Here is a 14,213-nt window from a genome sequence, read left to right as displayed (position 1 = left end):
GGATAGGTATTTCTATACCTTTATCGCAAACGACTAAAATACAGTGACGTTTCTTAGTGACTCTACCCTCGTCAAGTTGTTGGTATAATCTGAGTTTGACCTGTTTCTATGCGCCTGGTTTCCATACGATTAACATCCACAGATACTGTCAGTTTTTGACTTTTTCCGCCGTCAAAGAAAACCCCTTTAATAGGAGATACGTCGCCAAAGTCTCGTCCCCAGGCCGTGGTGATATGGTTTTCTGCTGGCATATTATCGTTGGTAGGATCAAATTCAAACCACCCTTCCCCTGGCGAATACACAGCAAACCAGGCATGCGAAGCATCACTGCCCACTAATTTAATTTTACCTGGCGGCGGCAATGTTTCTAAATAGCCACTCACATAGCGCGCTGGAAAACCCATAGAGCGCAAACAACCGACGGCAAAATGAGCAAAGTCCTGGCAAACACCCCTTTTACTACGAAGCACTTCTGCCAGGGGCGTTGAGATACTGGTTGAGGAAGGATCATATGTAAACTCTTCGTAGATCCGGTGTGTCAATTCGCGTACAGCCGATAACAGTGGACGGTCTCGATTAAAGGAAGTACGTGCATACTCACGCAATGGCGCAGAGGCTCGAATCATTGGCGAGTCCAGAATAAATTCACGCGCTTCCAAATCAGCCATATCCCGACTTTGCTGTAGCCGCATTAACGCATTACCACATGTCATACCAAGATCGAGATCTAAATCCCGTTCATGAGAATATTTAGCGTCATGGACCCTTATCTCGCTTTGAACATCGACAATGAGTTCCCGATGAGGTTTTTCAAGAGAAAAGTGATAGGCCTGATTGCCAAAATAGTCTAGACGTCGACGGCCTACGGTTTGCAGTGGATTAATCTGAATAGAGCTAGTCAAGCAGGTTTGGTAATCTGTTTCTCGTGGTAACAAATAAGCAAGGTTGTAGCACAGGGATACAGGCTTTTGATATTCATAATGAGTTACATGACGGATGCTATAAATCATAGTTCCTCATCCCAATTGGTTCGCACAAGCTGCTGGTGAACCTTAACTTGATCGAAGTATTTGTTACTGATTTGTGTGGACGTTTCTTGTAACAGATGCTCAAGTCTCGTGAGTAATCGATTAAGGCCGACTCGGATAGCATTGATATCATCTTCAGCGACTAAGTCATCCAGCGTACTTAATTGGATAGCCGAAGACGCTTCCAGTAAATAACGGTCTTCTTTTTCTAGTCCTACTCCGTGCGCAGTAGAGGGCAACTCTGACAGGTGCTGGCGTAACAATTCAATTTGGTAGAATATTGAGCGTGGGTTGCTATTATCGTGAATCAGCAATTCAAGACCTCTGGCCATATCACTATCGTAATGGTAGCGGCGACGGAAAGTAATCAACGCTTCAGAACTCAGTAATACAGCTTCAAGTACACGTAACTGCTCATCTTCCGGCAACACTTGGACTAATGTTGCCCGCAGCAGACGTACGGCCTGTACTGCTTTTTCAACGCGACGTCCCATATCCATGAAACGCCAACCCAGACCACGAATCATGCTTTCCTGCCACAGTCCTGATAGTGCTAACAGCGTGGTAACTAACGGATCAAGCGCCTCTTCCGGCGCTGCATTCAGACCGTGTTGTAATTCACCGGTTAAGGCATCTAACTCGTCACGAAGATCGTTAATAACACGCTGCGTATCCGCTGAAAGCAACTCTCTGGCTTGATCCGCACAGTGAATTAATGCATTAAGGTTACTGCTGATACTGCCATTACGCTCCGCATCAAGAATTACAGCCAGTAATTCAGATTCTGGCTCAGCGTATAGCTCAGGATCTTCGACGGTGAAACCAGGATAGGTCGTTGTTACCTGCGTCACGGTTCTCAACAACAACTGTCGGGTTGGTTCTGGCATGTGATAAGTGCTATTGAACTGCACAAAAACAGTCCTTAACAGTCGTAAAGCCGATTCGGCTCTCTCTGCGTAGCGGCCCATCCAGAAAAGGTTCTCGACTACCCTGCAGGGGAAAGTAGCACGGGGCTGTTGTTTGGTTATCGGTGCAGACCACACCGGAACGTCGCGAAGGGATATTTCCTGCACTTCCGGTTCAGATGCAATAATCCATGTATCTTTACTCACCGCACCTTGCTGATTAGTAAGGTTTAAACTTCCGGAAGCATTGCCTGCTCTCGTCAACCCACCCGGCATTACTCTGTAGGATGATTCACCTGCCACAGAAAAACCACGTAGCACAGTGGGCCGGGGCACTAACTGATTACCGCTCCACGAAGGCGTCGTTGAAGGACGAATATACTCTTGTGCTACATAATTAAAGGGGGTTGATTTTAATTGAGTTTTAAGTAATTCACGTTGTTTTTCGCTCAACTGCGAACCAAATACACTTTCAGTTCCTTGCTTTTGAAAAGTAGGCTTAATGACCAGGCGCTGAATATTATCCAGCACGTAAGCTAAATCCTGAGAATTTCCGCACCAATAGGTTTTTACTGATGCTAAACGTGGTTCACGACCTAGAAAATGCACACTGATTTGCGGTAAGTATCTCAACAGTGCCGGGTTTTCAAGCACCCCGGAACCCAATGGATTAGCAATGATAACCTTACCTGAACGTACAACTTCCAATAACCCCGGAACACCAAGATTAGAATCACTTTTAAGTTCAACGGGATCTGCAAAACGATCGTCGATACGACGTAATACCACATCAACCCGTTCCAGTTCGCCCAAGGATTTCATCCAGAGGTAGCCATTACTGACGCGAAGATCACTACCCTGTACTAATGGATATCCCAGATAACTCGCAAGATAAGCATGCTCAAAGTAGGTTTCACTGTATGACCCTGGCGTTAAAATAACGACCCGAGGCTGATCTGTTGTCAGGTGGCTCGCAAGGCTGTTAAGTTTTAATCGCAGTGTCTGAAAAAATTGTGTTAACCGATGCACATGATTGTCACGAAACAACGATGGTAGAACGCGTGACATGACTGTACGGTTTTCTAATGCGTAACCTGCACCACTCGGTGCTTGTGTACGATCACCAATAACCAGCATTTTCCCATCAGTGCCACGAACCATATCAGTTGCATGCATGATAAGTTGATGCTCACCCGGCAGGCTCATGCCCTGACAAGCGCGTAAAAAACCAGGATGACTGTATATTAACTCAGGCGGAATAATGCCATGACGGATCAAATCGCGATTACCGTAAAGGTCTTTCAGTACTAAATTAAATAATTCAGAACGTTCTAATAATCCTTCTTCTATCTCTCCCCACTCTTCGCTCCCTAATAAAACGGGAACTGGATCTAATTGCCATGTTTTAGATAACGGGGCCGAGACACTATTGTAGGTTGCACCATCATCTCTGAGGATACGTTCAGCTTTTAGGTGGCGCTCTTGAATCCCTTGTTTACCCAGGACCTTCAAGCCTTCAAGCATATGCTGCCAATGATCATTCATTAGCGGCTGATTACCATACACCTCGTCATATCCATCACCTGAGTTGGGATAATCAAATGTATTCAGCGTATTCACAGATGGTTTATCCATCAACTAAGAGCTCCGCGGCTAACTTTAAGACCTGCATTATACACGGAGCTCTTCTACCTATAGACTAGAATAATCGATTATTTTTCAATGTGACGACGTAAATCCAGCGTATGCGGGAACTCGTCTGATGGCATCTCCAATGGAGGCTCCATCGCACGTGGAGGCTCTTCATTAACGAAGAACTCCCAAATATCACTAAACTCAGTCTGTGGCTCATGGCTGGTAGGCGTGTGACCGAAATCCCAGAATCGATTAATGCGGCGAGATTCTGCCTCAAATGCATTGACCGGCAAGGTTTCATAACTACGACCACCCGGATGGACCACATGATAAGTACAACCACCCACCGACTTACCGTTCCAGGTATCAAACAGATCAAACACTAACGGTGAATGTACACCAATCATCGGATGTAACGCCGTTGGCGGATGCCAGGCTCGATAACGAACCCCTGCGACATACTCACCATGTTGGCCGGTAGATCGAAGCGGTATACGACGACCATTACATGCCAGCACATAACGGCCTGGTGTTATGCCATCTACTTTGACCTGCAGTCTTTCCATTGAAGAATCAACATAGCGTGATGTACCGAAGCTACTCACCTCTTCGCCAAGAACATGCCATGGCTCAATTGCCCAACGTAGTTCGATGCGGGTATCACCTATCTGCGCCCGTCCATAATGAGGGAAGCGGAACTCTTCGAAAGGTGCCAGCCAATCTAACTGGAATGGAAAACCATGCTGTTGTAAGTCATTAACAACTTCACGCAAATCTTCCCATACATAATGTGGAAGCATGAAGCGGTCGTGCAGCTCTGTACCCCAGCGAACCAGCGGTTTCTTATACGGCTCTTTCCAGAAACGTACCATTAAGCAGCGTATCAATAGCGCCTGAACCAATGACATACGTGCATGCGGTGGCATTTCAAAACCACGGAATTCTAATAGCCCCTGACGACCTGATGCTGATCCGGGTGCAAAGAGTTTATCGATACAGAATTCTGAACGATGCGTATTACCGGTGATATCGACCAACAAGTTGCGCATCAATCGATCAACCAGCCACGGCTCGCATACTTCGCCTTCCGGCATCTGGGAGAAGGCTACCTCAAGCTCGTACAACATTTCATCACGGCCTTCATCTACTCGTGGCGATTGGCTCGTAGGACCAATAAACATGCCAGAGAATAGATAAGAAAGGCCCGGATGATGCTGCCAATAGGTCACAAAACTTTGCAGCAAATCAGGACGACGCAGGAATGGACTATCGGTAGGACTCGCGGCACCCAGCGTAATGTGGTTACCACCACCGGTACCGGTATGACGACCATCAATCATGAATTTTTCAGCACACAAACGCGCCTGGCGTGCTTCTTCATAAATGACTTCAGTATTATTGACCAAATCCTTCCAGGTCGCTGCCGGGTGGATGTTGACTTCAATAACACCGGGATCAGGCGTAACTTTAAAGCAGTTGACACGGCTGTCTTTAGGTGGCTCATATCCTTCTATGACCACCGGCAGATTCATCTCTAACGCCGTTTCTTCAATCAACTCAATCAGTGCTACGTAGTGTTCCAGGTATTCCGTTGGCGGCATGAATAAGTAAAGTCGACCGTCACGTGGTTCGATACATAGCGTGGTACGAACAACTTCAACATCAACCGAAGACTTCGAGTCTTTTTTATCGCAACGCGCCTGATTAAGACTTTCACCTGAATCTGCTAATGCTTCTACTGGTTCAAAAGGATCGCGTGGTTGTGGATCATCGCGCTCATCCTCTGCAACTTTAGGCAAGGAGTCCAACGGCAAGCGGAATCCCATAGGTGAATCACCGGGAATCAGCTCCAACGTATCGCGACGTAATGGCCATGGACTAGAGCGCCATTGATCAGTGGCGTAGTTCCATCCAATTGGCAGACAGTAACCGATTGGATCGCCTAAGCCCTGTTCTAACACTTTTGCTAATTTCTGACGCTCAAGATCATCATTCAGATCCAATTTACGCGGATCAACATTCGCGGGTAACGACTGCTCTCTCCACAAATAGTAAAGCGTATCTTCATAAGCCGGCACCAGATATTTAGCGCGCAGCCCGGCACGTTTTGTTAATGAGCGGGCAAATTTCTCTGCTTCTTTAACCGTAACGCCATAATCTTTATCGATGCGTGCTAACAGGTCATTGTTGCGCCATATAGGCTGACCATCCGTACGCCAGTAACACCCCAGTGCCCAGCGCGGTAATTCTTCGCCCGGATACCATTTACCCTGTCCATAATGGAGAAAGCCTTCCGGAGCAAACTTATCTCGCATCCGCAGCAGCAGGTCATTGGATAGACTCAGTTTGTCTTCACCCAAAGCGCCGGTATTCCACTGATCGGAATCCATATCATCGATTGAGACAAAGGTAGGCTCTCCACCTTGTGTCAGACGTACATCTAAATCATCCAGTTGTTTATCAACGGCCTTACCCACCGCATCAATGCACTTCCATTGTGATTCAGTGTACGGCTTAGTAACCCGTGGGTCTTCGTGAATTCGAACCACTTCATTACTGTAGTCAAAGGCGACTTCGCATTTATCCATACCACCGCTAATAGGTGCAGCAGAACCGGGTGACGGCGTACACGCTAGCGGAATATGTCCTTCACTGGCAAATAAACCTGAGGTTGGATCCATACCCACCCAGCCTGCGCCAGGAATATAAACCTCACACCATGCATGCAGATCGGTAAAATCTTTTTCAGGACCTGAGGGACCATCAAGAGACTTAATATCTGACGTCAACTGCACCAGATAACCGGAGGTAAAGCGGGCCGCTAAACCTAAATGACGGAAAATCTGTACCAATAGCCAGCCCGTATCGCGACACGAACCTTTCTTTATCTTGAGTGTTTCGTCACACGCCTGAACACCAGGCTCCATACGAATATTATAACCAATATCACCTTGAAGCCGTTGGTTTATGGCGACCAGGAAATCATTGATCGGCATCGGCTCACGCGATACTCCCTTCAGCCATTCATGGATTAAAGGGCCATCATCAGTAATTTCAAGATAAGGATGTAGTTCTTCTTTTAAGGTCTTATCATATTTAAACGGGAAATTTTCTGCCGATTCTTCTACAAAGAAATCAAACGGATTTATGACCGTCAAATCAGCAATAACTTCCACTTCAATACGCAAGTGCCTGGTCTTTTCAGGGAAAACTATACGTGCTAAAAAATTACCAAAAGGATCTTGTTGCCAATTGATAAAGTGATCTTTAGGGCTGATATTGAGTGAGTAGCCTTGAATCGGTGTTCTGCAATGCGCCGCTGGACGCAATCGAAGCACATGAGGAGACAATGAAACCAAACGATCGAATTTATATTCGGTCACATGGTGTATAGCGGTACGGATGGTCATTCTGAACCTCTCTGAATTATCGCAAACCAGGTTTCATTAAACATCTGGTGCATATCGTTAAGATTAAGTTGCTGCTGATTGAGGTATTCACGAAACTCAACACCAAGTCTTTTGCTTTCATCCAATTCAAAGTGAACCTTGGAGGCTTTTTGCAATGCAGTTTTGGCCTTGGCATTATTCGGTAAATCTTTAATGGCACTTAGCATACTGCTAAGGCAGAAGTGTAAACTACGCGGAAAATATGGATCTTCCAATAAGAACTCTGCCACATCACTTTCGTGAACGGCGCTTCTCATAGTACGACGATAACTAAGTTCTGCAGAGCTGGAACGTAGCACATTACCCCAGACAATCTGGCTGATAAGCACATGCGTTTCAGCTTCACCCTGTATCTGTGCTGCAGCACCCGCATCCAATAGCCGTGTCATCATATCGGCCCGCTCTAAGTTGCGACCTAAGCGCAGAAACTGCCAGGAAGCATCACGGCACATAGTGCCCATCAGCAATCCATTAATCTGCTGACAGCCTTTGACCATCTTATTGAGAAACTCATGGCGCGCACTACGATTAATGCCCTGCTGTATATTCTCATTAGCAAAAATATACAACTCGTTGACCATTTCCCAGCTTTCCTGCGGCAATACATCGCGTGTAGTCCGCACGTTTTCACGTACCATTTTTAATGCTGATAGCATCGATGAAGGATTAGTATCATCAGCGAGTAAAAATTTAACGACATTACGCTCATCGCGGTTTTTATAGCGCTCTGCAAATAAGTCGTCTGCGCTGTTAAGAGTCACCAGGTTATACCAACTGATATCTAAATCATTGGGCAGATCAAACAGCAAGCTATCATACACGGAGACTAGCCGTGCGGTGCTTTCAACACGCTCAAGATGACGAGCAGTCCAGTATAGTCTCTCAGCTACTTTAGATAGCATCGGCATCACCTCCATTAACGATCCAGGTATCTTTACTACCACCACCTTGGGAAGAATTGACCACTAAAGACCCCTTCTTCATCGCTACACGCGTTAAACCACCGGTGGTCACATAGCTATTTTTTCCCTGTAGAACAAATGGACGAAGATCCAGATGGCGCGGTTCAGCGAGATCTTTACCCACTAATGTGGGTGCAGTCGATAAAGCCAGTGTCGGCTGAGCAACATAGTTGCGAGGATCAGCGTTGATCAACTTAATAAACTGGGCTTGCTCTTTCTTCGTCGAATGAGGCCCAATCAGCATGCCATAACCACCCGATTCGTTAGCGGGTTTAATAACAAGCTCGCTAATATGTTCAATCACATATTGACGCTGCTCAGGGTCATCACACAGGTAGGTTTTAACATTTTTAATTAACGGCTCTTCTTTCAGATAGTAACGGATAATATCGGGCACATAGGCATAAACCACTTTATCGTCTGCGACACCGGCACCGGGAGCATTGGCCAATGCGACATTACCAGCCTGCCAGGCACGCATTAGCCCCGGCACTCCTAACACAGAATCTTTCTGGAACATTTCCGGGTCAAGGAACAGATCATCTATACGACGATAGATAACATCAACTCGCTCAAGCCCGGCGATTGTGCGCATATAGACACAATCATCTTTACCCACGACCAGATCACTGCCCTCGACTAACTCTGTTCCCATCTGTTGAGCCAGATAAGCATGCTCAAAATAAGCGGAGTTAAATATACCTGGCGTCAGAACAACAATCTCCGGACGTTTGATTTTACGTGGAGAGATCGACACAAGCGTATCAAACAATCTGGCTGGGTAATCAGTTATAGACTGGATAGCCTCTTTCTGAAATAGTTCAGGCAGAACTCGCTTAGTAATCGCTCGGTTTTCGAGCATATAAGCAACACCCGATGGTACCCGAAGATTATCTTCCAGCACATAAAACTCACCATCTGAATCACGCACCAAATCAGTTCCGCAGATGTGCGCCCAGACTCCATGAGCTGGCTTAATACCGATACACTCTGGACGAAAGTTTTTAGATTCAAGAACGATGTGCGCTGGGATTACGCCGTCCTTAATGATCTGTTGCTTATCATAAAGGTCACCGATAAACATATTCAGTGCTTTTAGCCGCTGTTTAAGTCCGGCAGCGGTACGCTCCCACTGCTGAGCCGAGATAGTGCGTGGGATGATATCAAACGGCCATGCGCGGTCAATATTCCCCTCTTCTGTATAAACGGTAAAACTGACACCCATTTCCTGAATTGTAGCTTCAGCCATTTGCTTACGCGACTCAAGCTCACCCTCTTCCAAGGATTCAAGGTGCTCTACCAGCCGTTCGGCTGATGCTCTGGGAATGCCATTATCTCCAATCAACTCATCAAAAAAGTTATTAGAATCATACTGTTTCCAATCGATACTCATAATAGATACGGCCTATTTATTATACCTGTACCAATCAACTTCTCTCAGCACGCACTAAATTGGCGCACCGGAAAACTATTGATCACCAAAAAAGGGCTCTAAACCAACAAACATCACCCTCTTGCTATAATCTAGCAATAAACAGACCAGCAAAACAACTTATATATTCTTATTGGTTAATACTGGCATTCACTCACCAGTAACGACTATTTAGCTAAACTATTGAGCTGAACTATCACAGGGGTTGCTTGTCTGTTTTAAAGCGTATGCAGACTAGATAGATTTAGAATCTAGTGCTTGAGATGCACTCATATCAAGGAAAATCTCATGATTAAATTTCTAACAGCACTCATTCTTATACTCGCTAACAGCATAAGCTTTGCAGGCGAACCCGTTAGCAAAAGCTATTGGGGATCTACAGCCATTGGTGGACACGACAGCGTTGAGTACTACTCACCCGAAGCCCGTACTCAGCATAAAGAAGTCGCAGGCGATAAACGCTTTGCGGTTGATTGGAAAAATGCGACATGGCTATTCGCATCGCAAGCATCTGCCGATAAATTTGCAGCGGAACCCGAACGCTATCGCCCTCAATACAATGGTTTTTGCTCAAACGCACTTAGTCTTGGCGAGGGGCTGATCAATACAGACGGTACGGTATGGGAATTTTTTGGTGATAAGCTGCACTTTTTCTATGCAGAACAAGGCCGTCAGCGCTGGTTAAACGGAGATTGGAAGTCCTACCAACAGCAAGCGAATACAGCATGGAACGCAAAGATTAATAATAATGAAGAATATTAATAGGCAATTCGTTAGACGCGCTTTATCTGAGATACCGCACGGCTAAAAAATGATTTTTGTGCCGGGATTCAACATTCATTAATCAAATACAACCAAATTTTGCTTTTGCATGAACACCATTCACGTTTAATTGAAATGATCTCAGTAAATTCAATCGTATTTTGCTTTATCATGGTGAACTTTTCTTAATGGTATTGGGTAGTATTCGATGGCACAAACGATTGCACAACAACTCGAGGCAGCACTCCAGCAACGCATCCTGATTCTTGATGGGGGCATGGGGACGATGATCCAGGGATGCAAACTGGAAGAAGCTGACTATCGGGGTGAGCGTTTTGCCGATTGGGCTTCTGATGTCAAAGGTAACAACGACCTGCTGGTTCTGACCCAGCCCAAGATCGTCAAAGATCTTCACCGCGACTATTTAGATGCCGGTGCCGATATCATCGAAACCAATACGTTTAACGCTACGCCGATAGCCATGGCTGATTACAACATGGAATCACTCAGCCGTGAGATAAATCTGCAAGCAGCCCGACTCGCACGCGCCGCCTGTGATGAAGCCACCGCTGAAACGCCGGATCGTCCACGTTATGTGGCCGGCGTGCTTGGCCCTACTAACCGCACCTGCTCTATCTCGCCGGATGTTAATGATCCTGGCTATCGCAATGTCAGCTTTGATGAATTGGTTGAAGCTTACACAGAGTCGATTGACGGTTTACTGGAAGGCGGATCGGATATTATTCTGATTGAGACGGTGTTTGATACACTCAACGCTAAAGCCGCCATCTATGCGGTTGAACAATATTTTGATGATCATAACTTACGTGTACCGGTGATGATCTCTGGCACGATTACCGATGCGTCGGGCCGTACTCTTTCTGGCCAGACAACAGAGGCCTTCTGGAACTCAGTGCGCCATGCCAACCCTATTTCTATCGGGCTAAACTGCGCACTCGGCCCAAAAGAACTTCGCCAGTATATTGGAGAGCTTTCGCGTATTGCACAATGCCATGTATCTGCTCATCCCAACGCCGGTTTACCAAATGCCTTTGGCGAATATGACGAATCCCCGGAAGAGATGGCCGATGAGATTGGCGAGTGGGCCGCTTCTGGCTTTTTGAACATTGTTGGTGGTTGCTGCGGTACAACACCAGAACATATCCGTGTGATTCGCGAAGCTGTGGAGAAGCACCCTCCCCGCCTAATCCCCGATTTACCTGTCGAAATGCGCTTAGCGGGTTTAGAACCCATGCAGGTGGGAGCCGACACGTTATTTGTAAACGTCGGGGAGCGCACCAACGTTACCGGATCAGCAGCCTTTAAACGCCTGATTAAAGAAGGCGATTATGAAACAGCACTGTCTGTAGCCCGCCAACAGGTTGAAAACGGTGCGCAGATTATTGATATCAACATGGATGAAGGCATGTTGGATTCAGAAGCGGCGATGGAGCGCTTTTTGAAACTGATTGCCTGCGAACCTGATATCTCTCGCGTGCCTATCATGATTGATTCTTCAAAATGGGAAGTGATAGAAGCTGGCCTCAAGTGTATTCAGGGCAAAGGGATCGTTAACTCTATATCAATGAAAGAAGGCGTTGAAAAGTTTAAAGCACAGGCTAAGTTAGTACGTCGTTACGGTGCAGCCGTTATTGTGATGGCCTTTGACGAAGTGGGCCAGGCCGATACCCGCGCACGTAAAATTGAAATCTGTGCTGAATCCTATCGTATTTTGGTTGATGAAATTGGTTTTCCACCTGAAGACATTATTTTTGACCCCAACATCTTTGCTATTGCCACCGGCATTGATGAGCACAATAACTATGCCGTTGACTTCATTGAAGCAACGGGATGGATCAAAAAGAACCTGCCTTACGCTAAGATTTCAGGGGGCGTGTCTAACGTTTCATTTTCGTTCCGGGGTAATAATCCGATACGCGAAGCGATTCACTGCGTCTTTCTTTATCATGCCATTCAACAAGGCATGGACATGGGGATCGTCAACGCCGGACAACTGGCAATTTATGATGACCTGCCCGCTGAGTTGAAAGAGCTGGTGGAGGATGTTATCCAGAACCGTCGCCCAGACTCCACCGAACGCCTGCTGGCCGTTGCGGATAATTATCGTGATGATGGATCAGCAGAAAAAGCACCCGAAACGCAGGAATGGCGTTCATGGGATGTAAACCAGCGGTTATCCCATTCTCTGGTTAAAGGGATTACAGACTTCATTGATGCCGATGTAGAAGAGTGCCGCCAAAACTACGAGCGCCCTATTCAGGTAATAGAAGGCCCGTTAATGGACGGCATGAGTATTGTTGGCGACCTGTTTGGGTCCGGCAAGATGTTTCTGCCTCAGGTTGTAAAATCGGCTCGCGTCATGAAAAAAGCCGTGGCTTATCTGATGCCATTTATCGAAGCCAGTAAAGCCGACAATGAATCAACATCGGCGGGTAAAGTCGTAATGGCGACCGTCAAAGGTGATGTACACGATATCGGTAAAAATATCGTTGGCGTGGTACTGCAATGTAATAATTTTGAGATTATCGATCTCGGCGTGATGGTGTCAGCAGAGAAAATTCTGACTACAGCAAGAGAAGCCAATGCAGATCTGATCGGCCTTTCCGGCCTGATTACGCCGTCACTGGATGAGATGGTACATGTTGCCAGAGAAATGGAACGTCAGGGCTTTAGCATCCCCTTAATGATTGGCGGCGCGACCACCTCAAAAGCACATACTGCCGTTAAAATTGAACCTGCTTTTAAACGTGATCAGGTGGTACATGTAACCAATGCATCTCGTGCTGTCGGCGTTGCCTCTTCGCTATTATCTAAAGACAGAAAAGCACGATATATCAAAGAGATACAAGAGGATTATCAAGCAGCACGTGACCGTCATGCGGCTCGCCAAACTGAAAAACGTCGGGTGCCTATTAACACCGCGCGTGCTAATAAATTCGCTATAGACTGGGACAGCTACACCCCACCGGTACCTAAACAGTTAGGTATTCAGGTAATTGATGGACTGGATCTGAATCTTCTGCGGGACTACATCGACTGGACCCCTTTTTTCCAGTCATGGGAACTGGCCGGACGTTATCCACGCATCCTCACGGATGAAGTGGTCGGCGAAGAAGCCACCAAACTGTTTGCTGATGCTCAGCGGGTACTTGATGATTTGATCAATAACCAGAAGCTGACTGCACGTGCCGTTTATGGGCTGTTTCCGGCCAACAGTATTAATGATGATGATATTGAGCTGTATACCGATGACACGCGCTCAGAAGTCTTAATGACGTTGCATCATCTGCGCCAGCAAACAGAAAAGATTGCCGGCAAAAAGCATATGTGTCTGACCGACTTTATTGCGCCTAAAGATAGTGGCAAAGCCGACTATTACGGCGCCTTTGCGGTAACCACGGGCTTTGGTGTTGACGAACTGGCGGCCATCTATGAAGCCGACCATGATGACTATCACAGCATTATGGTGAAAGCACTGGCTGACCGTTTGGCAGAAGCCTTTGCCGAATATCTGCACGCAATGGTGCGTAAAGAGAGCTGGGGCTATGGCGCTGATGAAAATCTGAATAATGCGGAGTTAATCAAAGAGAAATATCAGGGTATCCGACCTGCTCCTGGCTATCCGGCCTGCCCCGATCATACTGAAAAAGGTTTGCTGTGGGAGCTATTAGATGTTGAAGCCCGTGTAGGAATCACCATCACCGAATCCTACGCAATGCTGCCAACAGCAGCGGTGAGCGGCTGGTATTTCAGCCATCCTGAAGCTACCTATTTTGGTGTAGCTAAAATTGGCGAAGATCAGGTTAACAACTATGCGAAACGTACCGGCATGGAGATGCGTGTAGCAGAACGTTGGTTATCGCCAAATTTGGGATATGAACCAGAGGAAAACTAGATTTTATTACGTTAGCTTTTGTTCAGTTAGCGATCATTAATCCTCAATCAGGTGGTGCATTCATAAAGGAATACACCACCTGATAGTTTTACTTTCCAGATATTAGCGAAAACAACATAAATTT

General features: G+C 46.4%; 7 protein-coding genes. 2 read left to right on the top strand and 5 right to left on the bottom strand.

Going from position 1 to position 14,213, the window contains the following annotated elements:
- Positions 1-71 precede the first annotated feature (71 nt).
- The 5 genes from Nant_RS13390 to Nant_RS13370 form a co-directional block, all read right to left on the bottom strand.
- Positions 72-1,010 (bottom strand): transglutaminase family protein, encoded by a 939-nt coding sequence (locus tag Nant_RS13390; protein ID WP_054342166.1) that lies wholly within the window; start codon positions 1,008-1,010, stop codon positions 72-74.
- Positions 1,007-3,568 carry a circularly permuted type 2 ATP-grasp protein gene (locus Nant_RS13385; RefSeq protein WP_054342165.1) on the bottom strand — a complete coding sequence of 854 codons (2,562 nt, stop codon included), beginning with the start codon at positions 3,566-3,568 and terminating at the stop codon, positions 1,007-1,009. Before Nant_RS13385 ends, Nant_RS13390 begins: the two co-directional genes overlap by 4 nt.
- A 77-nt stretch (positions 3,569-3,645) precedes the next feature.
- Positions 3,646-6,978 (bottom strand): transglutaminase family protein, encoded by a 3,333-nt coding sequence (locus tag Nant_RS13380; protein ID WP_054342164.1) that lies wholly within the window; start codon positions 6,976-6,978, stop codon positions 3,646-3,648.
- Complete coding sequence (locus tag Nant_RS13375) at positions 6,975-7,919, bottom strand: alpha-E domain-containing protein (RefSeq protein ID WP_054342163.1); 945 nt, start codon at positions 7,917-7,919, stop codon at positions 6,975-6,977. The genes Nant_RS13380 and Nant_RS13375 overlap by 4 nt, the downstream gene beginning before the upstream one ends.
- Positions 7,909-9,372, bottom strand: coding sequence for a circularly permuted type 2 ATP-grasp protein (locus tag Nant_RS13370; RefSeq protein ID WP_054342162.1), 1,464 nt, complete (start codon positions 9,370-9,372; stop codon positions 7,909-7,911). The genes Nant_RS13375 and Nant_RS13370 overlap by 11 nt, the downstream gene beginning before the upstream one ends.
- 327 nt (positions 9,373-9,699) lie before the next feature.
- On the opposite strand from Nant_RS13370, the gene Nant_RS13365 reads away from it, so the two are divergent.
- Positions 9,700-10,173: a YHS domain-containing (seleno)protein gene (locus tag Nant_RS13365; protein WP_054342161.1), complete on the top strand. Its 474-nt coding sequence runs from the start codon at positions 9,700-9,702 to the stop codon at positions 10,171-10,173.
- A 208-nt stretch (positions 10,174-10,381) separates the two neighbouring features.
- Positions 10,382-14,089 (top strand): methionine synthase, encoded by a 3,708-nt coding sequence (gene metH / locus Nant_RS13360; RefSeq protein WP_054342160.1) that lies wholly within the window; start codon positions 10,382-10,384, stop codon positions 14,087-14,089.
- Positions 14,090-14,213: the final 124 nt, after the last annotated feature.

The organism is Neptunomonas antarctica, from assembly GCF_001305295.1.
Classification (GTDB): Bacteria; Pseudomonadota; Gammaproteobacteria; order Pseudomonadales; family Balneatricaceae; genus Neptunomonas; species Neptunomonas antarctica.
Note: the sequence above shows the minus strand (reverse complement) of the source record. Positions and strands in the feature narration are given on the sequence as shown.